Annotated in this window: 25 protein-coding genes and 1 pseudogene; 21 read left to right on the forward strand and 5 right to left on the reverse strand. The window is 39.6% G+C overall.

What is annotated here, in order from left to right; all coding sequences use genetic code 11:
• Positions 1-45 precede the first annotated feature (45 nt).
• Positions 46-963 (reverse strand): alpha/beta fold hydrolase, encoded by a 918-nt coding sequence (locus tag AC1PJ9_RS13240; protein WP_311087487.1) that lies wholly within the window; start codon positions 961-963, stop codon positions 46-48.
• Positions 964-965: 2 nt separating this feature from the next.
• Positions 966-1,526, reverse strand: coding sequence for a PadR family transcriptional regulator (locus tag AC1PJ9_RS13245; protein WP_000056573.1), 561 nt, complete (start codon positions 1,524-1,526; stop codon positions 966-968).
• A gap of 135 nt (positions 1,527-1,661) precedes the next feature.
• Here AC1PJ9_RS13245 and AC1PJ9_RS13250 point away from each other — a divergent pair, with 135 nt between their 5' ends.
• From AC1PJ9_RS13250 to AC1PJ9_RS13265, 4 genes are all read left to right on the forward strand, one after another.
• Positions 1,662-3,686 carry an oxidoreductase gene (locus AC1PJ9_RS13250; protein WP_311087488.1) on the forward strand — a complete coding sequence of 675 codons (2,025 nt, stop codon included), beginning with the start codon at positions 1,662-1,664 and terminating at the stop codon, positions 3,684-3,686.
• Positions 3,687-3,755: 69 nt separating this feature from the next.
• The gene (locus AC1PJ9_RS13255; RefSeq protein ID WP_311087489.1) at positions 3,756-4,163 is read left to right on the forward strand and encodes a nuclear transport factor 2 family protein; all 408 of its coding nucleotides are present in this window, start codon (positions 3,756-3,758) and stop codon (positions 4,161-4,163) included.
• 37 nt (positions 4,164-4,200) lie between these two features.
• A complete protein-coding gene (locus AC1PJ9_RS13260; protein WP_311087490.1) occupies positions 4,201-4,917 on the forward strand; it encodes an SGNH/GDSL hydrolase family protein in 717 nt (238 codons plus the stop codon).
• 19 nt (positions 4,918-4,936) lie between these two features.
• Positions 4,937-6,031 (forward strand): YheT family hydrolase, encoded by a 1,095-nt coding sequence (locus tag AC1PJ9_RS13265; protein ID WP_311087491.1) that lies wholly within the window; start codon positions 4,937-4,939, stop codon positions 6,029-6,031.
• 55 nt (positions 6,032-6,086) lie between these two features.
• On the opposite strand, the gene AC1PJ9_RS13270 is transcribed toward AC1PJ9_RS13265, so the two are convergent.
• Together AC1PJ9_RS13270 and AC1PJ9_RS13275 are read right to left on the reverse strand one after the other, a co-directional pair.
• Complete coding sequence (locus tag AC1PJ9_RS13270) at positions 6,087-6,932, reverse strand: metal-dependent hydrolase (protein ID WP_263613840.1); 846 nt, start codon at positions 6,930-6,932, stop codon at positions 6,087-6,089.
• Between the two features lie 233 nt (positions 6,933-7,165).
• The gene (locus AC1PJ9_RS13275; RefSeq protein WP_311087492.1) at positions 7,166-7,654 is read right to left on the reverse strand and encodes an internalin; all 489 of its coding nucleotides are present in this window, start codon (positions 7,652-7,654) and stop codon (positions 7,166-7,168) included.
• A 223-nt stretch (positions 7,655-7,877) separates the two neighbouring features.
• On the opposite strand from AC1PJ9_RS13275, the gene AC1PJ9_RS13280 reads away from it, so the two are divergent.
• Genes AC1PJ9_RS13280 through eno form a run of 3 tightly spaced genes read left to right on the forward strand, consistent with a single transcriptional unit; the run spans position 7,878 to position 11,737 of the window.
• Positions 7,878-9,515, forward strand: coding sequence for a CTP synthase (locus tag AC1PJ9_RS13280; RefSeq protein ID WP_004701331.1), 1,638 nt, complete (start codon positions 7,878-7,880; stop codon positions 9,513-9,515).
• A gap of 29 nt (positions 9,516-9,544) precedes the next feature.
• Positions 9,545-10,402 (forward strand): 3-deoxy-8-phosphooctulonate synthase, encoded by an 858-nt coding sequence (gene kdsA / locus AC1PJ9_RS13285; protein ID WP_004701333.1) that lies wholly within the window; start codon positions 9,545-9,547, stop codon positions 10,400-10,402.
• A gap of 45 nt (positions 10,403-10,447) precedes the next feature.
• A complete protein-coding gene (gene eno / locus AC1PJ9_RS13290; RefSeq protein WP_004701335.1) occupies positions 10,448-11,737 on the forward strand; it encodes a phosphopyruvate hydratase in 1,290 nt (429 codons plus the stop codon).
• Between the two features lie 98 nt (positions 11,738-11,835).
• Here the strand turns inward: eno and AC1PJ9_RS13295 are convergent.
• Positions 11,836-12,515 (reverse strand): annotated as a pseudogene (locus tag AC1PJ9_RS13295) (DUF421 domain-containing protein).
• A gap of 265 nt (positions 12,516-12,780) precedes the next feature.
• On the opposite strand from AC1PJ9_RS13295, the gene AC1PJ9_RS13300 reads away from it, so the two are divergent.
• From AC1PJ9_RS13300 to AC1PJ9_RS13365, 14 genes are all read left to right on the forward strand, one after another.
• Positions 12,781-13,509, forward strand: a complete 729-nt coding sequence (locus tag AC1PJ9_RS13300) for a sulfite exporter TauE/SafE family protein (RefSeq protein ID WP_263613836.1) — start codon at positions 12,781-12,783, stop codon at positions 13,507-13,509.
• A 232-nt stretch (positions 13,510-13,741) separates the two neighbouring features.
• On the forward strand, positions 13,742-14,131 hold the full coding sequence (gene ftsB, locus AC1PJ9_RS13305; protein WP_004701341.1) for a cell division protein FtsB: 390 nt from the start codon (positions 13,742-13,744) through the stop codon (positions 14,129-14,131).
• Positions 14,097-14,813: a 2-C-methyl-D-erythritol 4-phosphate cytidylyltransferase gene (gene ispD, locus AC1PJ9_RS13310; protein ID WP_311087493.1), complete on the forward strand. Its 717-nt coding sequence runs from the start codon at positions 14,097-14,099 to the stop codon at positions 14,811-14,813. Before ftsB ends, ispD begins: the two co-directional genes overlap by 35 nt.
• 348 nt (positions 14,814-15,161) lie before the next feature.
• On the forward strand, positions 15,162-15,833 hold the full coding sequence (locus AC1PJ9_RS13315) for a 3-oxoacid CoA-transferase subunit A (protein ID WP_311087494.1): 672 nt from the start codon (positions 15,162-15,164) through the stop codon (positions 15,831-15,833).
• 18 nt (positions 15,834-15,851) lie between these two features.
• On the forward strand, positions 15,852-16,505 hold the full coding sequence (locus AC1PJ9_RS13320; protein ID WP_065708734.1) for a 3-oxoacid CoA-transferase subunit B: 654 nt from the start codon (positions 15,852-15,854) through the stop codon (positions 16,503-16,505).
• Positions 16,506-16,517: 12 nt separating this feature from the next.
• Positions 16,518-17,729 carry a 3-oxoadipyl-CoA thiolase gene (gene pcaF / locus AC1PJ9_RS13325; protein ID WP_311087495.1) on the forward strand — a complete coding sequence of 404 codons (1,212 nt, stop codon included), beginning with the start codon at positions 16,518-16,520 and terminating at the stop codon, positions 17,727-17,729.
• 2 nt (positions 17,730-17,731) lie between these two features.
• On the forward strand, positions 17,732-19,090 hold the full coding sequence (gene pcaB, locus AC1PJ9_RS13330) for a 3-carboxy-cis,cis-muconate cycloisomerase (RefSeq protein WP_311087496.1): 1,359 nt from the start codon (positions 17,732-17,734) through the stop codon (positions 19,088-19,090).
• Positions 19,087-19,872 (forward strand): 3-oxoadipate enol-lactonase, encoded by a 786-nt coding sequence (gene pcaD, locus AC1PJ9_RS13335; protein ID WP_311087497.1) that lies wholly within the window; start codon positions 19,087-19,089, stop codon positions 19,870-19,872. The genes pcaB and pcaD overlap by 4 nt, the downstream gene beginning before the upstream one ends.
• Positions 19,873-19,914: 42 nt before the next feature.
• A complete protein-coding gene (gene pcaK, locus AC1PJ9_RS13340) occupies positions 19,915-21,270 on the forward strand; it encodes a 4-hydroxybenzoate transporter PcaK (protein WP_311087498.1) in 1,356 nt (451 codons plus the stop codon).
• A gap of 15 nt (positions 21,271-21,285) precedes the next feature.
• Positions 21,286-21,699: a 4-carboxymuconolactone decarboxylase gene (pcaC, locus tag AC1PJ9_RS13345; RefSeq protein ID WP_004701356.1), complete on the forward strand. Its 414-nt coding sequence runs from the start codon at positions 21,286-21,288 to the stop codon at positions 21,697-21,699.
• 10 nt (positions 21,700-21,709) lie between these two features.
• The gene (pcaH, locus tag AC1PJ9_RS13350; protein WP_000077913.1) at positions 21,710-22,435 is read left to right on the forward strand and encodes a protocatechuate 3,4-dioxygenase subunit beta; all 726 of its coding nucleotides are present in this window, start codon (positions 21,710-21,712) and stop codon (positions 22,433-22,435) included.
• A 14-nt stretch (positions 22,436-22,449) separates the two neighbouring features.
• Complete coding sequence (gene pcaG, locus AC1PJ9_RS13355; RefSeq protein ID WP_311087499.1) at positions 22,450-23,079, forward strand: protocatechuate 3,4-dioxygenase subunit alpha; 630 nt, start codon at positions 22,450-22,452, stop codon at positions 23,077-23,079.
• A 75-nt stretch (positions 23,080-23,154) separates the two neighbouring features.
• Positions 23,155-23,982, forward strand: a complete 828-nt coding sequence (gene aroD / locus AC1PJ9_RS13360) for a type I 3-dehydroquinate dehydratase (protein WP_311087500.1) — start codon at positions 23,155-23,157, stop codon at positions 23,980-23,982.
• Positions 23,983-24,001: 19 nt separating this feature from the next.
• The gene (locus AC1PJ9_RS13365; protein ID WP_311087501.1) at positions 24,002-25,453 is read left to right on the forward strand and encodes a NosD domain-containing protein; all 1,452 of its coding nucleotides are present in this window, start codon (positions 24,002-24,004) and stop codon (positions 25,451-25,453) included.
• Positions 25,454-25,484: the final 31 nt, after the last annotated feature.

Consider the following 25,484-nt stretch of genomic DNA (forward strand, 5'->3'; position numbering starts at 1 on the left):
TATTGGTTTAAAAAAGGATCTGTTTTAGCAGATCCTTTTTTTATTTTAAGAAGCTTGTTTAAGCTCAGACAAGAACGTCGTGATTTCATGAACGAACTTTTTCGGTTCGGTTAATAATGGGGTGTGGCCTGATCGTTCGAAATAAATTGCTTTTGCATGTTCAACGCTGTGTGCAATAAGTGTTTGACCAGTTTCTGGGTAAAGTGTCGAATTACGTCCGATAAAGAAAGTTGTTGGGCACTGTAGTTGCTGAAGCGCTTCACGATAATCTTCATTGTGGAAAAGATAATTTTCGACATACCAAAATAAATAATCTAAACGTTGAATCGGTAATAAATACTTCTGTAAAAATGGTTGTTTTAATGCAGTTTTAAAAACAAAAGGACTAAATGGATTGCTACTTTGCAATTCAATAAAATCTACCCATAAACGTACCAGTTCTTGGCGGTCTGGAAGCGCTAATTCATAAAGATACTTAGCATTTTTGTGCTTTGATAATAATTGATAAATATCATTGAGTAGTTGTTTGAATTGTGTGTGTAAAGGGCCAAATAAACCATATTGCCATGTTGAATCTACAGATATTTTTGGTGTCTGATCTATGTGTAAATACGCTTTTAACTGCCGTGTGAGATGAGCATGCTTCATACCATGCATTGCTGTGGTAGCGCCCATTGAGTAGCCCATTAAAATAAAGTTCTCAAGTTTTAGTTGCTCAATTAAATGAGCAACATCTTGCCAGTGACTGGATATGGCGTCTTGGTCGGGAATTGCACAATTTTTTGAACCGCCAAAACCACGCCAGTCAGGAATAATGAACTCATATTCTTTGCGATTTGCATAGATAAACGGTAGCCATTGCCAACTCTGCATACCTAAACCAGATAATACTAATACTGGTTCACCACGACCAACACGGCGTACAAATAAACTTTCCTGATCGGGCATGGTGTAATAAGGCATGGTTATTCTCCAGATACGTTATCTTGAGCAAAAAGTTTTAATTGAGGAATGACTTGTTCTAACCATTTAATCCACTCAGTTTCCATGGTAATACCGAGTTCTAAAATCATTTTGTGGATATATAGCACTCGATCATTCAAGTCATCGCTATCTTTAAAATCTTTATCGTAAATACTTTGGTAAAGCTTGAGCTTTTCTTGGTGTAAACCAAGATGTCGTAACAGTTCGGGTAATATTTGATTATTGCTCAATTGCGCCTCAGCACGCAATCTTACCATTAAGTCATCTCTAAGCTGTGCAGGTTCACTTTGCTGTGTCATCCATGAAGCGAGTTCTATACGGCCAAGTTGTTCGACCTGATAAGTTTTTTTTCGGCCACTATCCATCTCATTTTCTAAAGTAGAGACCCAGCCTTTTTTAAGCATATTATTGAGTTCACGATAAATTTGCTGATGTGTGGCATTCCAGAAAAAGCCCATAGAACGGTCAAAACGGCGGGCAAGTTCAAAGCCTGTACTTGGTCGTTCTAGTAAGCTCGTCAGTAAAACATGAGGAAGTGACATGGCAATCCGTTTGTAAGCAAAAGTAAAGTGTGACTCATAAGATTATGCAACATGTTGCATAAAAGTCAAAATTTGATTATAAATTTGTGCAACAAGTTGCATTAAGCAAGCAGATTAGCAAGCCAAGGAGTTGTTATGTCGTTATATCCACATTTATTAAAACCATTAGATTTAGGTTTTACGACATTAAAAAATCGCGTATTGATGGGGTCTATGCACGTTGGTCTAGAAGAGGCACCCGGTGGTTATGAACGCATGGCGGCTTTTTATGCGGAACGTGCTAAAGGGGATGTAGGATTAATCGTAACCGGTGGTATTGCGCCAAATGAAGCAGGTTTAACCTTTGCTCATGCTTCTAAGTTGGATAGCACAGAAGAAGCCGAAAAACATAAAGTCATTACTGAAGCCGTCCATGTTGCTGGCGGGAAAATTGCATTACAAATATTACATACAGGCCGATATTCTTATCAGCCAGAAATTGTTGCACCTTCGGCAATTCAAGCACCAATTAACCCAATTAAACCTAAAGCAATGACTTCTGCTGAGGTTCAACAAACCATTGATGACTTTGCAAACTGTGCGAAGCTTGCTCAATATGCCGGTTATGACGGCGTTGAAATTATGGGCTCTGAAGGTTATTTAATTAACGAATTTATTGCAGCCAGAACAAACCATCGTGACGATGAATGGGGTGGTAGCTATGAAAACCGCATTCGTTTTCCTATTGAGATCGTAAAACGCACACGTGAAATAGTTGGTGAAAACTTTATTATTATTTATCGTTTATCAATGCTTGATTTAGTTGAAGGCGGTTCTACTTTAGAAGAAGTGATTCAACTTGCTAAGGCGATTGAAAAAGCAGGTGCTACGATCATTAATACGGGTATTGGCTGGCATGAAGCTCGTATTCCAACAATTGCCACCAAAGTACCAAGAGCTGCATTTACTTGGGTTACTGAAAAATTAAAAGGCGAAGTTTCAGTTCCATTAATTACCTCAAACCGTATTAATACACCTGAAATGGCTGAGCATGTATTAGCATCGGGTCATGCTGATATGGTTTCAATGGCACGTCCAATGCTTGCAGACCCCGAGTTTGTTTTAAAAGCCAGTGAAGGCCGTAGTGATGAAATCAATACGTGCATTGGTTGTAACCAAGCTTGTCTCGACCACATTTTCTCTATGAAAATTGCAACATGTCTAGTTAACCCTCGTGCATGTTATGAAACTGAACTGATTTTTAAAGAAGCTCAAAATCAGAAGAATATCGCTGTCATTGGTGCAGGGCCAGCTGGTCTCAGTTTTGCTGTATATGCAGCTGATCGCGGACATCAAGTTAAAATCTTTGAAGCAAGTCATCAAATTGGTGGTCAGTTTAATATCGCTAAAACTGTACCAGGTAAAGAAGAGTTCTACGAAACACTACGTTATTTTAATCGTCAAATTGAATTACGCCCAAACATTGAGCTCGTATTAAATCATAAAGCAACTTATGAAGAATTAAGTCAATCAGGCTTCGATGAAATTGTAGTTGCAACGGGTGTAACTCCTCGTCAATTGCAATTTGAAGGTATTGATCATCCAAAAGTGTTGAGCTACTTACAAGTACTTAAAGAGCGTGTACCTGTAGGTCAGCGTGTTGCCATTATTGGTGCAGGAGGTATTGGTTTTGATACAGCTGAGTACCTAACCCATGAGGGTGAAAGTGGCAGTTTAAATCCTGAAAAGTTCTATGAAGAATGGGGGATTGATACTCACTATGAACATGTTGGTGGTTTAAAGCAGCCAAAAGTTGAAGCTTCTGAACGAGAAATCTATTTGTTACAGCGTAAAGCTTCTTCAGTCGGTGCGGGACTAGGTAAAACGACTGGTTGGATTCACCGTACAGGGCTTAAGAACAGAAATGTGAAAATGTTGGCAGGCGTACAGTACGACAAAGTCGATGATCAAGGTCTTCATATTACTGTTGACGGAAAACCAACAGTACTTGAGGTTGATAACGTGGTGATTTGTGCGGGTCAAGAATCATTTACTGCTATGTATGACCAATTAAAAGCAGATGGCAAAAATGTTCATTTGATTGGTGGTGCTAAAGAAGCAGGTGAGTTGGATGCTAAACGTGCTATTCGTCAAGGTGCTGAACTAGCAGCGGTTCTTTAATGAGTGAGGTGAGCATTGTCTTGAATAAGAGAATGCTCACTATTAAAACCAATTTGAAGGAAAAGAAAAATGACACTTGAAACAACGAAACAATCATTAGAAAAATGGCACCACATGATTCAGTCAAATGACTTATCGAACTTAAATGATTTGCTGGCAGATGAAGTCGTTTTCCGTTCACCAGTTGCTTATAAACCTTATGAAGGGAGACAGGTTGTTTTCTTTATTCTTACTAATGTGATTCAGGTATTCGAAAACTTTACATATCATCGTGAGTTTTACACGGAAGATGGCCAAAATGTGGTGCTCGAGTTTAGTGCGAATGTAGGCGATAAATCATTGAAAGGGATTGATATGATCCGTTTTAATGAGCAAGGTAAAATTATTGATTTTGAAGTAATGATTCGCCCAATGAGTGGTTTAGCTGCATTGGCTGAGCAAATGGGTATAAGAATTGCTCAATTCAAACCTCAATAATTTTGTTAAATAGCCTAAGAGTCTTGAGGTATATAAAATGTGGTTAAAACTTTCAACATTGCTTTTATTGCCCGTATTATTTATACAAGGCAGTAAAGTTCGAAAGAACACGCCACGTTTAGCAGAAGCCAAAGGCGAACGAGAAGGTAGCATTGGTCAAGGCAAGCCTTTATCTCTGCTTATTTTAGGAGATTCTGCTGCAGCAGGTGTGGGTGTAGAAACACAAAAAGATGCCTTGTCTGGTGCAATTATTCAAGAACTGCAAAATGAATTTTCCCTACAATGGAAACTTCATGCTAAAACGGGTGATACGACTCGACAAGTTTTTCATGCTTTGCAGCATTTAGAAGAGCGGAAGTATGATGTGATTGTGACATCTATTGGTGTAAATGATGTCACAAAGCTGACCTCGGCTAAATCATGGGTCAAACAACAGAAGCAATTATTTGATCATATTCAGAAACGATTTCAACCAAAGCTGATAATTGTTTCTGGCGTGCCTCCAATGCAACATTTCCCAGCTTTACCTAATCCATTGGCTTGGTTGTTTGGGCAATATGCAGAGCAAATGAATCAAAAATTACAACAATGGTTGGCGCCACAGAGTCAATTTGAGTTTCTTCAATACGATATTGAAACTTTTCAAGCCATGAATTTGCCAATGGCAAGTGATGGTTTTCATCCAAGTAAGGAAGTTTACGCAATTTGGGGAAGGCAGGTTGCTGCTTTGGTGCGGCAATCATTTAACTCATAGTCATAGGTAGTCATTGGATATGGGCATATCTGTTTTTAATAAAATTAAAGATTTCGGTTCAGAGCTGTTCGATTTAGTGGTAGGTGCTGAGCATCCAAAAGTTTATTATGATCCTCAAGGACAAATTAAAGATGTGTTGGATAAGCTCCCTCAACTTAAACAGAAATACCGTCCTACGCCTTGGTTGACGAACAGCCATGTCCATTTACTCTATTTTGATCTTATTAGAAAACAGACAATAAAGCTGGAATATGACCGTATTGATCAACTCACTATGAATGATGGTGGTGTTACCGCAATTGCTTGGTATGGTTACAATTTACCAGCAGATACACCAACGGTTGTAATTATGCATACCATTACAGGTACGCCTGAGAGTATGCGTGAGTTGGTACGTGATTTAAATCAATATACTGGCTGGCGAATTGCACTGTGTCTACGCCGTGGTCACGCTGGTTTGCCAATGCCTGTGCCGCAAATTTCTCTTTTTGGTTCTACGAGTGATTTAAAAGAACAGCTTAACCATATTCAAAGTCTATTTCCGGCATCGGACTTATATGCGGTAGGTTCATCAGCAGGTACAGGTCTGCTTGTTCGCTATTTGGGTGAACAAGGCGAAGATACACCTTTTAAAGCTGCTTTTGCGATGTGCCCGGGTTATAACACTGAAATTGGTTTTAAAAATGTTCATCCTTTTTATAGTAAAATGATGACTAAAAAGCTCTTTAAGTATTTTATTTATCCGTATCAAAATACGTGGAGCAAAATAGCATCTTTAGAAAAAGTCTTATCGACAACCAATTTAGAAGAATTTGAAAAAGAATACTTCGAAATGGCTGGTTTTCAAGATTATGAGACTTACTGTAAATCTATTAACCCGATTTATGTTTTTGAGAATATTAAAATTCCATTAATGATTCTGAACGCGGAAGATGACCCTGTTTGTTCTATTAAAAATTTAGAGCCTTACATAGAGCCAATTCAGCAAATGAGTACGGTGGCTGTAGTGACAACTAAAAAAGGAAGTCATTGTGCATTTTATGAAGGGTGGCGTAGCACGTCATGGGCCGCACGTCTGATGTCTGATTATTTTTTAATTGAACGTAATAAATAGACAATCATCAAATGCATAAATAAAGCCCAAAGTCTGGGCTTTATTTTTTTACCTCTTAAGATAAGAGTGGAGTTTTATCATTTATACCAATTTTTATTTTAGTGGCAGCAACTAAAGCTTTTTCATCTGTTTGGTTGGGGTGGAAATCAAAACGATAATATTCAAGAAATTTAGGAATCAAAACTTTATATTGTTTGCTAGCAAAGCTAAAAAAGTTGCGCCAAGATTTGAAGTTGGCCAGTTGCTTATCCCGTTTCATTAAAATAATTTGGTAAACGGTTGAAAAAGCAGTGATCAGAATTAAGCTAAAAGTAAAAACTGAAATACGAGGAATATAAGCACCTAATCCGTTGCCATATAAATGCTGATATAAGTCGAATGCAACAGCTTTATGCTCGGTTTCTTCTACACTATGCCATAACCATAAGTTACGAATAGTTGTATCAGTCATAAGCTCATTTACCGATTGCATCATGCTGACTACGAGTACTGCTGTGTAATGTTCCAAGCCTACTGTTACAAGCAAATTCCATTTTTTACTAAAAACTTTCTCAATAGCTTTAAGAACAATGCCTGTCGCTTTTTCTAATGACTCTGGATTTAAACCATATTGCTGCGCACTGACATGAAAAGCATGATGTTCTTTAGAATGCATTGCTTCTTGACCAATAAATGCACCTATTTCTCTGTCTAAAATTTTATTTTCTTTAGCTTTAGCACGTAAAGCACGCACAGATCTAACAAAATACGATTCTCCTTCGGGAAACAAAGTAGAAAGACCTGTGAAATAGTGGGTAAGTGAAGGCTCATCATTGCACCAATAACGTGGAATATTTTCAAAATTGTAGTCCATGCGGCGGACAGGAAAAGAGGCCGGCATACGGTTTAAAGCTGTATTCATTTTCTTGCTCCAATCTTCTTTTAATTTAAGTTCTAAAAAGGAACTTGATATAAAAAGTATAAGCAGACAAGATTTGAGTCAATGATTTTTGAATGATTGAAAATAGATTGTCCTAAAATGACAGACAGGGGAGCTTTAAAGATAAAAAAGAAAGGGATTAAATTTATTTATATTATGAAGATTATATAAATGCCCAAATTAAATAGTTAATTTGGGCATTCTTGAACAGAAGCTTAGTTTTTAAGTGCTGGTGTTGCAGCAGCAATTGCAGCAGCAACAGCGTCATCTTCTGTCTTTGCAGGCTCAGTTGCCTTAGCAGGTTTTGACTGAGCTTTTTCAGGTTTTGGTTCTGCTTTAGGCTCAGGTTTTTTTTCAGGTTTTGGTTCTACTTTAGGTGTCTCAGATTTAGGTTGTTCAGCAACTTGTGTCTGTGAAGATTCAGCAGAATGAGCAGGACGAGTTTCGCGACGAATTTCAGTTGTAGTATTGGTTGTTTCTTCACGCTGAACTTCAACTTGTGGTTGCGCTGGAATTTGAGCTTCTTGGCGAGTGTCTACACTCTCTAAAGATTCAAATTTTGCAGGCTTCGCTGGTTGAGGTTCTGAAACAGTAGTTTCAACCTTGTCTTGCTCTTCTTCTTTCGGTGTCTCTTTTTTAACGCATGCGGTTAACAATAGTCCAGCCGCAATTGCAGCACAGATTAAAAGTTTTTTATTTGCCATTGCCCAAAACAACATTTAATTGAGGAGTTGGCATTATAACAGTAAATAGCAATGAAAAAATCATGTCAGATTGAGCTAATTTTTTGTTAAAAATGCTGATAGAATAACCAGTTGTTTATTGTTCTTTGAATTGATGCGGTTTGACTTTGCTTTATAGGGGCAGAGTACAGTAAAATTGCCAAACATTGTAGGCCGATTTCGGCTTGATTGTACGAGAAACTTAATGACCCATTTTATTTTTGTCACTGGTGGTGTGGTTTCATCGCTAGGTAAAGGTATTTCTGCTGCTTCTGTTGCTGCACTTTTGGAAGCTCGTGGCTTAAAAGTCACAATGGTTAAAATGGATCCTTATATTAATGTCGATCCAGGGACAATGAGCCCATTCCAGCATGGTGAAGTTTTTGTTACCGAAGATGGTGCAGAAACCGATCTGGATCTGGGTTATTACGAACGTTTCTTACGTCGCGCGAAAATGACCAAACTAAACAACTTTACGAGTGGTCGTGTATATCAAGACGTTTTAAATAAAGAACGTCGTGGTGATTACTTAGGTGGTACAGTTCAGGTTATTCCTCATATTACCGACAATATTAAAGAACGTGTTCTTCGCGCAGGTGAAGGCTATGATGTTGCTATCGTAGAGATTGGTGGCACCGTAGGTGATATCGAATCATTACCGTTCATGGAGTCGGTTCGTCAGTTAATGGTTGAGCTTGGTCATAAACGTACCATGCTTATGCATTTAACTTTGTTGCCATATATTAAGTCAGCAGCAGAGTTAAAAACTAAGCCAACTCAGCACTCTGTAAAAGAGTTACTTTCAATTGGTATTCAGCCAGATATTCTGATCTGCCGTACAGAATATGATGTTGATGTTGATACTAAACGCAAAATTGCATTGTTCACTAACGTAGAAGCACGCGCTGTAGTGGTATGTAAAGATGCGAAAACGATTTATCAAATTCCACGTACATTCTATGAACAAAACGTTGATGACTTGATCTGTGAACGTTTTGGATTTAATGATCTTCCAGAAGCAAATCTAGAAGATTGGGACAATGTAGTTGAAGCATTACTAAACCCTGAATACACTTTACGTGTAGCTATGGTTGGTAAATATGTTGAATTACCAGATGCTTATAAGTCTGTAAACGAAGCATTGTTGCACGCAGGTATTAAAAATCGCGTAAAAGTACAAATTGATTACGTCAATGCTGAAGAGCTTGAAAGCCAAGACGTATCTATTTTAAGCACAGCTGACGCAATTTTAGTTCCAGGTGGTTTCGGTGAACGTGGTACTGAAGGCAAAATGAAAGCTATTCAATACGCACGTGAAAATCGCATTCCTTTCTTAGGAATTTGTTTAGGCATGCAATTGGCTGTTATTGAATATGCTCGCCATGTTGCAGGTATGCCAGAAGCTTCTTCTACGGAATTTAACCGCTCTACAAAATATCCACTTATTGGCTTAATTACTGAGTGGTTGGATGAGCGCGGTGAATTGCAACAACGTAGTCTCGAATCTGATTTGGGCGGAACAATGCGTTTAGGTGCACAAAAATCAGAATTGGTTGAAGGCACAAAAACACGTGAAGTCTACGGAAAAGCTGAGATCACTGAGCGTCATCGTCACCGTTATGAAATGAATAACCGTTTCATTGAATCGATTGAAAAAGCTGGTATGAAGATTTCTGGTTATTCTTCAGCACAACATTTGGTTGAAACTGTAGAAATTCCTGAACATCCTTGGTTTATTGCTGTACAATTCCACCCGGAATTTACAAGTTCACCACGTGATGGACATCCATTATTTGCTAGTTTTATTGACGCTGCGAAAACTCAGCATCAAAAAAGTAAATAATGCGATTTAAATAAACTGGGAAAGTTTAAATGTCACAATTAAAACCACAAGAAGTTGTACGTTTAGGCGATATACAAATGGCAAATCATTTGCCATTTGTATTATTTGGCGGAATGAACGTACTTGAATCAAAAGATTTAGCTTTTGAAATTGCAGAAACGTATGTAGATATTTGCAAACGTTTAGAAATTCCTTATGTTTTTAAAGCGAGTTTCGATAAGGCAAATCGTTCTAGTCTACATTCATTCCGTGGCCCTGGACTTGAAAAAGGTATTGAATGGTTAGGTGATATTAAAAAGCATTTTAATGTTCCGATCATTACTGATGTGCATGAGCCATATCAAGCTGCACCAGTTGCAGAAGTAGCCGATATTATTCAGTTACCTGCTTTCTTAAGTCGTCAGACTGATCTTGTTGAAGCGATGGCAAAAACACAAGCTATCATTAATATTAAGAAAGCTCAGTTTTTAGCACCTCATGAAATGCGTCATATTCTGCACAAATGTTTAGAAGCAGGAAATGACAAACTCATTCTTTGTGAACGTGGTTCAGCATTTGGTTATAACAATCTTGTTGTAGATATGCTTGGCTTTGACATCATGAAAGAAATGAATGTGCCAGTTTTCTTTGATGTGACACATGCGTTGCAAACCCCTGGTGGCCGTGCTGATTCGGCAGGTGGTCGTCGTGCTCAAATTACAACTTTAGCACGTGCTGGAATGGCAACTGGCTTGGCTGGGCTATTCTTGGAAGCTCATCCAGATCCAGAACATGCAAAATGCGATGGACCTTGTGCATTACGTATGTCACAACTTGAGCCATTCTTGGCGCAAATAAAAGAATTGGATACTTTAGTTAAAGGATTCAAAAAGTTAGACACCCATTGATGCAGTAATCTGCATCTCGTTATTCATTCAACAGAGGAATTGTTCATGAGCCAAATCGTTGACATTCGTGCACGTGAAATTTTGGACTCTCGTGGTAACCCAACCATCGAAGCAGACGTCATCTTAGAATCTGGGGTGGTTGGTCGTGCATGTGCACCATCTGGTGCTTCAACTGGTTCTCGTGAAGCTTTAGAACTTCGTGACGGTGACAAATCACGTTACTTAGGTAAAGGCGTTCGTACAGCAGTTAACAACGTAAATACGTTGATTCGTGATGCTTTGTTGGGTAAATCAGTTTTTGAGCAAAAAGACATTGATAACACAATGATCGCGCTTGATGGCACTGAAAACAAAGAAAAATTAGGTGCTAACGCAACTTTGGCTGTGTCATTGGCTGCTGCACGCGCTGCTGCTGAAGAAAAGAAACTCCCTCTTTTCCAATATATCGCAGATCTTCGTGGTCAAACAATTTTGACTATGCCTGTTCCAATGATGAACATCTTGAACGGCGGTGAGCATGCAGATAACACTGTTGATATTCAAGAGTTCATGATTGAGCCTGTAGGTTTCACTTCATTTGCTGAAGCTTTACGTGCTGGTGCTGAAGTATTCCATTCTTTAAAATCAGTTTTAAAGAAACAAGGTTTGAACACTGCTGTAGGTGATGAAGGCGGTTTTGCTCCTAACCTTCGTTCAAACGAAGAAGCAATTACTGTAATTCTTCAAGCAATTGAGCAAACTGGTTATAAAGCTGGTTCAGACATGATGCTTGCACTTGACTGTGCGTCTTCAGAATTCTACAAAAACGGTCAATACGTTTTAGAAGGCGAAGGCAACCGTGCATTTACAAGCCATCAGTTTGCAGACTACTTAGCTGGTCTTGTAAATCAATATCCAATTATCTCGATTGAAGATGGTCTTGACGAGTCTGATTGGGAAGGTTGGAGCTACTTAACTTCAATTCTTGGTGACAAAATCCAATTAGTTGGTGACGATTTATTCGTAACTAACCCTAAGATTTTACAACGCGGTATTGATGAGAAAGTGGGTAACTCAATTCTGATCAAATATAACCAGATCGGTACATTGACTGAAACTTTAGATGCAATCTACCTTGCTAAAGCAAATGGTTACTCAACTGTTATTTCTCACCGTTCTGGTGAAACAGAAGATTCAACTATTGCTGATTTAGCAGTTGGTACAGCAGCAGGTCAAATCAAGACTGGTTCACTTTGCCGTTCTGACCGTGTTGCTAAATACAATCAATTGCTTCGTATTGAAGAAATGACTAAAGCGGCTTACCGCGGTAAAGCTGAGTTCAAAGGTTTAAACTAATCTTTTGAATAATGCTTTGCTTATTTAAATATTGATGAAAAATTAATATTTAAAAATAAAAGTGCTATTTCTACTTCTTAGAAATAGCACTTTTTTATTTATCCTAAACGCCGAGTTTTTAAAGATTCAGCCCAACTATGATGATGACAACGAGAGCATTCTTGATCGAGTTTATTTAAAGCCTTAGTCTCGCCACATTTCATACAAGAATAAAAAGTATTAATTTTAAGTACATCAGCTTTACGATAGGCATCTGGGAATAAAGGAAGTCCCCATTTAACATCTTCATCCTCATAATAAAGTAAGCTCAAAATGCCATCGGATTCAAGCAGTGCTGTTCTGACTTGACCTAAATGTTCTACGTTTTGCTGGCGCATTTCTGAGAAAAATTCGTCATGAGAATATGTCTGTTTTTGGAAGTCTTTATAGACGAGAAGGCCATCTTTGACGACGCAAAGAGCTCTTCCTTCTAACAAGTTTTCAATTTTTTTGTGCTTTACCATACCCCATGTAACACAACGATATAATGAAAGAATAACTATAAAAGCTACGAATGCGTGGGCAATGGGTAAATCTTTAGTAAACATAGGATCGCCAGCAGCAGATCCTAAACATAAAATGATAGCCAGTTCGAATAAGGAGAGTTGCCGTATACCGCGTTTACCAGATAGTCTTAAAAAACTAATAATGATAATGAACATGACAGTACAGCGAATTAATATTTCTAAAACAAAGGGCCACGTCGTGTCACCTATAAAAAAATATTAGAAAGATCCATCTTTTTCTCACTTATTTAAAATATGTATCAAAAATACATTTAAAATTCTTATCAAAATAAAAATTAAAAAACTATACTTTTTAGGTGGTTATTGGTTAAAAGTATAAGAAATATGTGTTTTTATAAAAGCATTATTCATCTAAGCTCATAGGTATTTAATTATTTTTGAAAAATTTTTAAATGCCAAAAATAGAAGAGAGCTATAGTACGATTTTAAAACCTAGACTATTGTAGATACTTAAGAATAATTATTTTGGTTAGGCCTATGATCTATGTAGCACTTGCTGTTATTGGGGTTCTATCAGGACTGATTAGTGGGGTAGTAGGGACTGGGTCATCTATTATTTTATTGCCTATTCTTTCTTATATTTTTGGGGCGAAACTTGCGGTACCTATTATGGCGATTGCTGCAATCATGGGGAATATTTCACGTGTAGTGATGTGGCGTAAAGAACTTAATATTAAAGCATTTCTTTTATTTACTAGTTTGGGCATACCAGCAACGATACTAGGGGCCAATACCTTATGGATCATGTCACCTGTATTGTCTAACTTATGTATAGGTATATTTTTCTTCTGTTTAATACCGATTAGGCATTATGCCAAACGCCATAGTTTTAAATTTAGTTCATGGCAAATGGTTATTGCAGGTGGTGTGCTTGGCTATATTACAGGCGTTGTTTTCTCGACAGGCCCCTTATTACTCCCAGTTTTTAATGGTTTCGGTTTAACGAAAGGAGCTCTCTTGGCGACAGAGGCAGCCGCTTCATTTGGTATTTACGTAACGAAAAGCTTAACTTTTGGTGCTCTAGGCGTTTTACAACAAAATATTTTAATTGCGGGAGTTGCTGTCGGTTTTTCTCTAATTATTGGTAACTATATTGGCAAAACTTTTGTAATAAAGATGTCTGAGAAAACTTTTAATTTATTGCTGGATTGTATGTTAGTAGTTGCTGGTTTTTCTATGATATTTGCTGTTTTTACTCATTCTTAAGAGTAACTTTTATATCCATAGATTGATTTATAAACAGTTGTGTTTATAAACATTATTTTCCTTTCCAATTGAGTTTAATTTTGACAAAATGAAACATGTCACAATGGTCAATTTAAAGTAATATGACCATTCATAGTTTTGCAGGAATTTTGCAGGTATTTTGCATGTCGCTTGTAAATTGTCATACAATACAAAAACTTAATAAAAGTTTTTAATTAAAGCTCTTAATGCTATGTTAGAAGTATTTCGATCCACTTCAAGCAAACTTATATTGCTACTGGTTATTGTTTTAGTAGCTATATTGCAATATCAGTTCTGGTTAGGTGAGGGTGGTTATTTTCCTCATCAAGCGCTTATGCAACAGATCCAACAACAAGCTGAAGTAAATGATGAGCTTAAAGAGCGAAATCGCATTTTGGCAGCTGAAGTTTTTGACCTAAAAAATGGTACAGAAGCAATAGAAGAGCATGCTCGTCTTGATCTTGGTCTAGTTAAGCCTCATGAAACATTTGTTCAAATGAGTACAATTAGTACTAATTATAAGCCTATTTATATTGACCCGAACGCTAAAGTAGATTTGGAAACTAATGAGACACCTCCATCCCCAGACATCCCAGACTAAATTATGGGCGGTTATCCCTGCTGCTGGTTCGGGAAGTCGGTTTTCCAAAACTGAATTAAAGCAATATCAATACATTCAAAAAGCTACAGTTTTAGAGCATACAGTTAAACGTTTAAGTCAACTTCCACTAAGTGGCTATGTCTTAGCAATTGGTGCACAGGATAATTTTGCCTCGACTTTAGCTTTTCAGGATAAACATAAAGCGCATTTTTGTAATGGTGGTGCTGAACGTGTGCACTCAGTATTAAATGCTTTGAGTTATCTATTGCAGATTGCGGATGAGAATGATTGGGTATTAGTACATGATGCTGCAAGGCCTTGTGTGACCTTTGAATGCCTTAACGCTCTCGTTAAAACTGCAGTTGAAACAAACCAGAGTGCTATTTTGGCAATTCCTGTGCGCGATACGCTAAAACAAGTAAATAAAGAACAGCAGATTGACAAAACTGTGAGTCGAGAGTTGTTGTGGCAGGCTCAAACTCCTCAAATTGCTAAAATTGGAACCCTTAAAAAAGCAATAGAAATAGCCCTAAAAAATAATTTGACTATTACTGATGAGGCGAGTGCACTTGAGTCTATGGGAGAAAGTGTACAGGTAGTCATGGGGCGCTCTGACAATATAAAAATTACTTACCCCGATGATTTAGAACTTGCTCGCTTGATTTTACAATCACAAACTTAAGATTTTATGTACAGAATAGATGGTAATTTTTACCTTTAAAATAGCCTAAGTAGGTGTGGTTTTTCTACATATCTATTCAAAATAATTAGTATTTTTTTACAACTTGAATTTGTAAGATTGAATAAGTGATTTCTTAGATAATGTTCGATAGTCGAACAAAAAAATCCTAAATCGAACAAAACTATATATAGCTTACTAGATCAAAATACGAAAATTATCAAAAATATTTAAAAGGGAAATCTAAGGGAAACACTCGGGATTGAGTGAAATATTTATCTATTCTTCTCGCCTCAGTGTGCCTAACTCTCTTACCTCTCTCTTCTTCAATGAGCACAATGGAGTTGTCTAATGATTGACAAAAGTAAGTCCTCACTAAGCGAGGTTCTATCGCAGATTAAAGATGGTGCAACCATTCTGATTGGTGGTTTCGGTACCGCAGGACAACCCGCTGAACTCATTGACGGTCTTATTGAACTGGGTGTTAAAGGTTTAACCATTGTGAGTAATAACGCCGGTAATGGCGATTATGGTCTAGCGAAACTGCTTAAAGCTGGTTCAGTTAAAAAAGTGATTTGTTCTTTCCCGCGTCAGTCAGACTCTTATGTGTTTGATGAATTGTACCGTGCCGGAAAGGTTGAGCTTGAAGTGGTACCACAAGGTAATCTGGCTTGCCGTATTCAAGCTGCTGGTATGGGCCTAGGCGCTGTATTTACCCCAACTGGCTTTGGAACACTTTTAGCTGAAGGCAAAGAAACCCGTGAGATTGATGGGAAAAACTATGTCCTTGAATATCCGATCAAGGCTGATTTTGCCTTGATTAAAGCTTACAAGGGTGACCGCTGGGGCAATCTGATTTACCGTAAATCTGCACGTAACTTTGGCCCAATTATGGCCATGGCTGCTGATGTCACCATTGCTCAGGTTTCTGAAGTGGTTGAACTAGGTGGATTAGACCCAGAACACATCATCACCCCAGGTATTTTTGTACAGCACGTTGTACAAGTACAGCCCGCACAGTAAGCAATAAGGAGAAATAACATGAGCTACCAGAAACTCAGCCGTGACCAGATTGCAAAACGTGTGGCACAAGATATTCCCGATGGTGCCTATGTCAACTTGGGTATTGGTTTACCGACCAAGATTGCCAGCTACCTACCTGCTGACAAAGATGTCTTCCTACATTCTGAAAATGGTCTGTTGGCTTTTGGCCCACCACCAGCGGCAGGTGAAGAAGACCCTGAACTGATTAATGCGGGTAAAGAGTTTGTGACCATGCTTGAAGGTGGCAGCTTTTTCCACCATGGAGACTCCTTTGCCATGATGCGTGGTGGTCACCTTGATATTGCGGTGCTTGGGGCATTTCAGGTTGCTGCGAATGGTGACTTGGCGAACTGGCACACGGGTGCACCTGATGCAATTCCTGCGGTAGGTGGTGCGATGGATTTGGCGGTTGGTGCCAAGAAAGTATTTATCACTACAGACCACGTCACCAAGCAAGGTGAACCGAAGATTGTCGCTGAGCTGAGCTATCCGGTGACGGGTAAGCACTGTGTGGATCGTATTTACACTGACCTGTGTGTGATTGATGTGACCAAAGACGGTTTAAAGGTGATTGAGAAAGTTGAAGGTCTTAGCTTTGATGAGTTACAGGCTTTAACCGGTGCAACTTTGATTGATGCGACTCAAGGGTAAGGAAGTAGGGAAATGACATTAAAAAACGCTTATATCATCGATGCCATCCGTACACCATTTGGCCGTTATGCCGGTGGCCTTGCACCTGTCCGTGCCGATGACCTTGGCGCTGTGCCGATTAAAGCGCTCATGCAGCGTAACCCAAGTGTAGATTGGGAACAGGTCGATGATGTGATCTATGGCTGTGCCAACCAAGCCGGTGAAGACAATCGTAACGTCGGCCGTATGTCAGCACTGCTTGCAGGTTTGCCGTATCAAGTTCCAGCAACCACCATTAACCGTTTATGTGGTTCATCACTTGATGCCATTGCCATTGCTGCCCGTGCCATTAAGGCTGGTGAAGCAAACTTGGTGATTGCAGGTGGTGTAGAAAGCATGAGCCGTGCACCGTATGTGATGGGTAAGTCTGACAGTGCTTTTGGCCGTAGCCAGAAGATTGAAGACACCACCATGGGATGGCGTTTCATTAACCCTAAACTTAAAGAATTGTATGGTGTAGACACCATGCCCCAGACTGCCGAAAACGTCGCTGAACAATTTAACGTTAATCGTGCAGATCAGGACCAGTTTGCCTTGGTGAGCCAACAACGCACCGCAAGCGCGCAAGCCAAAGGCTTTTTTTCTAAAGAAATCGTGGCAGTTGAAATCCCTCAACGTAAGGGTGATGCTGTTGTGATTGATACCGATGAACATCCACGTGCATCAACCACGCTTGAAGCTTTAAGCAAACTTAAACCTGTTATCAAAGCAGATGGTTCTGTGACTGCGGGTAATGCTTCAGGTATTAACGATGGTGCAGCAGCTCTACTTATTGCTTCTGATGAGGCAGTTCAAGCTTACAATCTCAAACCGCGTGCCAAGATCATTGCTTCAACAGCAGTCGGTGTAGAACCACGCATTATGGGTTTTGCTCCTGCACCAGCGATTAAAAAACTACTTAAACAAGCCAATCTGACTTTAGATCAGATGGATGTGATTGAGCTCAATGAAGCCTTTGCTGCACAAGCTTTGGCAGTGACTCGTGATTTAGGCTTGCCAGACGATAGCAACAAGGTAAATCCAAACGGTGGTGCCATTGCTTTGGGTCATCCACTTGGTGCATCAGGTGCACGCTTAGTCACTACAGCTTTAAACCAGCTTGAGCAAACAGGTGGTCGTTATGCCTTATGTTCAATGTGTATTGGTGTGGGCCAAGGCATCGCATTGATTATTGAGAGAGTCTAATCATGAGCCAGTTATATGCCAGCTTGTTTTATCAAAAAGACGTCACTGACATCTTTAGTGACTCATCTTTAATCACATATATGATTCAGGTTGAAGTTGCGTTAGCTCAAGCACAGGCAAAAGTTGGCGTGATTCCTCAAAATGCGGCTAATACCATTGCCCAAGTAGTTGAGCAGGCAATAGAAAAGTTTGATTTTTCCGCTTTGGCTGTCGCAACAGGTTTAGCTGGAAATATCGCAATTCCATTTGTAAAACAACTTACGGCAATTGTTAAAGATGTTGATGAAGATGCTTCACGTTATGTGCATTGGGGCGCAACGAGTCAGGATATTTTAGATACAGCTTGTATTTTGCAATGCCGTGATGCGTTGAATATTGTAGAAGCACAACTTCGGCATTGCTACATCACTGCATTACAACAAGCTAAGCAATATCGTTATCAAGTCATGATTGGACGTACATGGTTACAGCAAGCTTTGCCAATCACTTTAGGACATAAACTCGCTCGTTGGGCTTCTGCATTTAAGCGTGATTTAGACCGTATACAAGCTATGAAATCACGTGTACTCACTGCTCAGTTAGGCGGTGCTGTGGGTTCATTAGCTTCTTTGCAAGATCAAGGTTCACTTGTGGTCAGTGCATTTGCTCAACAGCTGAATCTGACTGTACCGACAAGCACATGGCATGGTGAGCGTGATCGTATTGTAGAAATCGCAAGTGTGCTCGGCATGATTGTTGGGAATACGGGCAAGATGGCACGTGATTGGTCACTGATGATGCAAACTGAAATTGCAGAGTTATTTGAACCAACTGCAAAGGGTCGTGGTGGTTCATCAACCATGCCGCATAAGCGTAATCCAGTTGCAGCAGCTTCAGTACTTGCAGCAGCAAATCGTGTACCAGCACTTATGTCTAGCATCTATCAAAGCATGGTGCAGGAACATGAGCGTAGCTTAGGCGCTTGGCATGCTGAATGGTTAGCAATCCCTGAAATTTTTCAGCTTTGTGCTGGAGCATTAACTCGTACTGGTGAAGTTTTACAAGGTTTCGAAATTAATGCTGAGCATATGCAGCAGAACCTTGACTGTACCAATGGGCTGATTATGGCAGAAGCTGTGATGATGGCACTTGCTCCAAAAATTGGACGTTTAAATGCTCATCATGTTGTTGAAGCCGCTTGTAAAACAGCCGTAGCTCAAAAGCAGCATTTATCTGAGGTTGTTAGTCAGTTAGATGAAGTAAAAGAACATTTTAGTCAAACAGAAATTTTGGAAATATTTAAAGCAGAAAATTATTTGGGTAACATTCAAGCTCAAATTGATGCTGTTCTGCAAGAAGCACAAGGAGGAGATATAAAGTGAAACAGCTTATAACCAATCGACAAGGTAAACAGCTCGCGGTATATACCGACGGATTAAAAGATGCTCCTGTGCTTGTATTCTCTAATTCATTAGGAACAGATCATGGAATGTGGCAGCCGCAAGTAGATGAGCTTAAAAGTCATTTTAATGTCATTACATACGACACATGTGGTCATGGCGAAAGTGATGTGGTCGCTGAAACATCTTTACAAAATTTAGGTGAAGATGTTGCTGATATTTTAGATGCTTTAAATATTGAAAAAGCTCATTTTTGTGGCATCTCTATGGGCGGAATTACAGGGCTTTGGTTAGCTATCCATTACCCAGAGCGCTTTCTAAGCATTACTGTCGCAAATTCAGCGGCAAAAATTGGACAGGCTGAGGCGTGGTTGAGTCGCGCAGAATCAGTAGAACAAAATGGACTGGCTGAATTGGTTAAAACCACGCACACACGTTGGTTTAGCGAAAAATTCGACTATCAACATAATGTGGTTGCACAAACGACGATTCAAAGTCTGGCAAACACACCAGCACAAGGTTATGCCAATGCATGTCGTGCTTTAGCACATGCCGATTTAAGAGATGAAATTACACAAATCCAAGTTCCAGTATTGCTCATTGCAGGAACGGCAGATCCAGTGACCACAGTAGCAGATGCTGAGTTTATGCAGAATGCTATTAAGAACAGTCAAATTGCTAAATTAGAAGCATCTCATCTTTCTAATATTGAGCAACCACAAAGATTTACACAGGAATTGACTAGGTTTATTCAGCAAATCTAATAGCTTAATAGTTTAAAAGGAATTGGCCTTAAGGAGGCAAATATGGCGTCTCAGGATTACGCTGCACCAAATAAAAGTATCGATGCTCAAGCATTGATTAATGATGCTCCACTCAGTAAGTATCAATGGATGATTGCAATCATCTGTTTCTTAATTATTTTTACTGATGGTATCGATACTGCTGCAATGGGTTTTATCGCTCCAGCTTTGGCTCAAGACTGGGGTGTTGATCGCTCTCAGTTAGGCCCAGTGATGAGTGCTGCACTTGGTGGAATGATTATTGGAGCTTTGGTTTCTGGCCCAACAGCTGACCGTTTTGGTCGCAAAATCGTACTGGCTTTTTCGATGCTTGTATTTGGTGGCTTCACCTTGGCATCTGCTTATGCAACCAACTTAGATAGCCTTGTCGTTTTACGCTTTTTGACAGGTATTGGGCTTGGTGCAGCGATGCCAAACGCCACTACATTATTTTCTGAATACTGCCCAACACGTATTCGTTCATTACTCGTGACCTGTATGTTCTGTGGTTATAACTTAGGTATGGCAACCGGTGGTTTTATCAGTAGTTGGCTGATCCCGACCTACGGTTGGCACAGTCTATTTTTACTTGGCGGCTGGTCACCTTTGATCTTAATGATTTTAGTGATTTTGGTTTTACCTGAGTCTTACCGCTTTTTAATTGTGAAAGGCAAGAATCCAGAAAAAGTACGCAAAATCTTAAACCATATTGCACCAGCACAGATTAAAAATGCGACAGCGTTTCACGTACCTGAAGAGAAAACTGAGACAGCTCAAAAGAAAAATGTCTTTGGAATTATGTTTTCTAAACCATATGCGAAAGGAACGCTTTTACTTTGGTTGACCTATTTCATGGGACTCGTGGTTGTTTACTTGCTTACAAGCTGGTTGCCAACGCTTATGCGTGAAACAGGTGCCTCAATGGAGCGTGCTGCATTTATCGGTGGATTGTTCCAGTTCGGTGGTGTGGTAAGTGCCTTATTTATTGGTTGGGCGATGGACAAATTCAACCCGAATCGAGTGATTGCTATTTTCTACTTTGCAGCAGGTCTATTTGCGATTGCTGTTGGTCAAAGCTTAGGAAACTCAACATTACTTGCAGTATTGGTGCTTTGTGCGGGTATCGCAATTAACGGTGCGCAATCTTCAATGCCTGCGTTAAGCGCTCGTTTCTACCCAACGCAGTGCCGTGCAACTGGCGTGTCTTGGATGACGGGGATTGGGCGCTTCGGTGCGGTATTTGGTGCTTGGATTGGTGCTGTACTACTCGGCAATGATTGGTCGTTTACCGCCATTCTTAGTTTATTACTAATTCCAGCGACTGCTGCGGCTGTTGCTGTATTTGTTAAATCACTTGTTGCGCATACCGATGCAACTTAATAGAGGTCTATCACAATGAATGATGAACAACGCTATAAACAAGGCATTGAAGTGCGGACTGAAGTTTTGGGTGAAAAGCATGTTGGTCGGTCTTTGCAAAATCTGAATGACTTTAACCAAGATTTTCAAAACTTTATTAGCCGTTACGCATGGGGTGAGGTGTGGTCTCGTCCGGGCTTACCACGTCATACACGTAGTTTAGTCACTATCGCAATTTTATTGTCGCTTGGCCGTGAAGACGAACTACGCATGCATTTACGTGCTTGTTTTAACAATGGCGTAACTAAAGAAGATTTAAAAGAGCTGATCTTACACAGTTCACTCTATGCAGGTTTACCTGCTGCAAACGCTGCAATGCATATGGCTGAAGAAGTCTTTAAAGAGTTGGGGATAGAAGTAAACCCAATTGCAGCGAAAGAACAGGATTAAGGAGATAAAGATGTCACAACATAGCTGGGGTGCTTATGCCCAACGTAATACAGATGATCATCCACCAGCGTATACGCCAGGTTATAAAACAAGTGTATTACGTTCGCCAAAAAATGCATTGATCTCAATTAATGAGACTTTAACTGAAGTTACTGCACCGCATTTTTCTTCAAATTTGTTTGGCCCAAAAGATAACGATTTGATTTTGAACTATGCCAAAGATGGTTTACCAATTGGTGAGCGTGTCATTGTCCATGGTTATGTCCGTGACCAGTTTGGTCGTCCTGTGAAAAATGCACTTCTAGAAGTATGGCAAGCCAATGCTTCTGGCCGTTACCGTCATCCAAACGACAAGTTTATTGGTGCAATGGATCCTAACTTTGGTGGTTGTGGTCGTACCTTAACTGATGAAAACGGTTTTTATATTTTCCGTACCATTAAACCGGGTCCATACCCATGGCGTAACCGCATTAATGAATGGCGTCCTGCGCATATCCATTTCTCTTTAATTGCTGATGGTTGGGCTCAGCGTTTAATTTCACAGTTTTATTTTGAAGGCGATACGCTCATCGATACTTGCCCGATTTTAAAAACGATTCCTTCTGAAGATCAACGTCGTGCATTGATTGCACTAGAAGATAAAAACAACTTTATCGAAGCTGATAGCCGTTGTTACCGTTTTGACATCACTTTACGTGGTCGTCGAGCGACTTACTTCGAAAATGAATTGACTTAATCGGGAGCACGAGCATGAATAACTGGAATTTTCAGGAATTAAAAGAAACTCCATCTCAAACAGGTGGTCCTTACGTCCACATTGGCTTATTGCCACAGCAGGCTAATATTGAAGTATTTGAAAACAACTTTAATAACCAGTTAGTACAAAACCAAACCAAAGGCGAGCGCATTCGTCTGGAAGGTCAAGTATTTGATGGATTGGGTTTACCGCTACGCGATGTGCTGATTGAGATTTGGCAAGCTGATGCGAACGGTATTTATCCAAGTCAGGCAGATACACGTGAGCAAAAAGCTGATCCTGCATTTCAGGGCTGGGGTCGTACAGGTGCAGACTTTGAAACGGGTATCTGGACCTTTAATACAATTAAGCCGGGTGCGACAGCAGGCCGTAAAGGTTCAACTCAAGCACCTCATATTGCATTAGTCATTTTCGCGCGCGGTATTAATTTAGGTCTTCATACACGTGTTTATTTTGACGATGAAGCTGAGGCAAATGCTAACGATCCAATTCTAAATAGCATTGAATGGGCTCCACGTCGTCAAACTCTCATTGCAAAACGTTTTGAAGAAAATGGTGAGGTTGTTTATCGCTTTGATATTCGTATTCAAGGCGATGAAGAAACTGTATTTTTTGATATTTAAGAAACACTTAAGGCTACACATGATTGTCCATGGATGCGTGTAGCCTTCTTAAAGGATGGTATGACAGAGATGAAAATGAAAACATTATTAAGCTTAAGTTTGCTTGCACTCCCATTTTTTACTGCACAGGTGAATGCTGAATCTGTTGCTTTGGCTACTCAAACACAACCTGCGACTACAGCTGTTAAAACAATTGTTCCAATTACTGCGAAAACCAAAGAACAAGCTTTGGCGCAAGCTCAAGTGATTGCAAATACAGCAGATGCTGATTTGGCAGAGTTCCGTATCGACTTACTCAGTTTTGCGAGTGATACAAAACAAGTGATTGCTTTGGGGCATGAATTAAAAAAGATTTTAGGCAATAAGCCACTAATCGCCACCATTCGTACCAAAAACGAAGGTGGTCAGCTTGAAATTAGCGATGCTGACTATGGTAAGACCTATCAAGCTTATTTAAAAAATCCGTTCATGGACTGGTTAGATGTTGAAATGTTCCGTGATCAAAAAGTAGTTTCAGAGATTGTTCAAAAAGCACATCAGAAGAAAGTGCTGGTGGTCATGTCTAATCATGATTTCCAAAAAACACCAAGCCAAGATGAAATTGAAAAACGTTTGTTGAAACAAGATCAGATGGGTGCAGATATTCTAAAAATTGCCGTAATGCCGAAGTCTAAACAAGATGTCTTCACTTTAATGAACGCAACGTTAAAAGTAAGCCAGCAAACCACTAAGCCATTATTGACAATGTCGATGGGGCTACTTGGTACGATTTCGCGTGTTGCGACTGCCAATATGGGTGGAAGTTATAGCTTTGGCATGATTGGTCAAGCTTCTGCACCAGGTCAAATTGATGTGACCAAGCTCAAACAGATTTTAAAAACTGTTCAACCAACAAACCCATAAATCATAAGGATATGATGAAATGAATACATTACGTTTAACTACTCTTGCATTGGGTTTGATGGTTTCAGGTATAGCTGCGGCTCAAACTTATGTTGTTGACCGTTATCAAGATGATAGCAACAAAGGCTCTTTACGCTGGGCAATTGAACAAGCTAATGCAAACCCAAGCGAAGCTAGCGATATTCTGATTCAGGCGGTAGGCAACGCACCTTATGCAATTAAATTAAATAGTGCACTTCCTGAAATTAAAGCTCCTGTCAAAATCATTGGTACACAGTGGGATAAAACTGGTGAATATATCGCAATTGATGGATCAAATTACATTAAAGGCGAAGGGGCAAAAGCTTGTCCTGGTGCAAATCCTGAACAGTACGGCACCAATGTACGTACCATGACTTTACCGGGTTTTGTACTACGTGATGTCAATAACGTGACTTTAAAAGGATTAGATATACATCGTTTTTGCATTGGTGTATTGGTTAACCGTTCAAGTAACAACTTAATTCAGCATAACCGTATTAGTAATAACTATGGTGGTGCTGGTGTCATGATCACGGGTGACGATGGTAAAGGTAATCCAACTGCGACAACCACCAATAACAACAAAGTTTTAGATAATATTTTCCAAGACAATGGTGATGGTTTAGAACTGACACGTGGTGCTGCGTTTAACTTAATTGCAAATAACCATTTTGTTTCAACGAAAGCGAACCCAGAGCCATCACAAGGTATTGAAATTTTGTGGGGTAATGACAATGCCGTAGTCGGTAATAAATTCGAAAACTACTCGGATGGCTTACAGATTAACTGGGGTAAACGTAACTATATTGCCTACAACGAAATGACCAATAACTCGATTGGTTTCAACATGACAGGCGATGGCAACATTCTTGATAGCAATAGAGTACATGGTAACCGTATTGGTGTAGCCATTCGCTCTGAAAAAGATGCAAACGCAAGAATTACATTGACTAAAAACTTAATTTGGGACAATGGTAAAGATATTAAACGCTGCGAAGCTGGTGGTTCATGTGTACCAGATCAGCGTTTAGGGGCAATTGTATTTGGAGTGCCTGCACTTGAGCATGAAGGGTTTGTTGGCTCTCGTGGTGGTGGTGTGGTGATTGAACCATCTAAACTACAAAAAACATGTACTCAGCCAAATGAACAAGGCTGTAATCCTCAACCTAATCAGGGTATTAAAGCGCCTAAGTTAACAGCAAATAAAGGTTCAGTTAATATAGAGGTGAATGGCTTACCAAACCAACGTTACCAAGTTGAGTTTTTTGGAAATCAAAGTGCGGCATCAAAAGAGGCTGAGCAATATTTAGGAACTATAACAGTTGCTACAAATGCACAAGGCAACGCAAAAGCCAATTGGAAGCCAACAGTCAAAGTTGCCTCAATTACAGCAAATGTAACGGATCACTTTGGAGCAACTTCTGAACTCGGCTTTACGCAAGTTAAATAACAACAAGTAAAGCGCCTCAAACAGAGGCGCG

The organism is Acinetobacter sp. 70_2, from assembly GCF_056736115.1.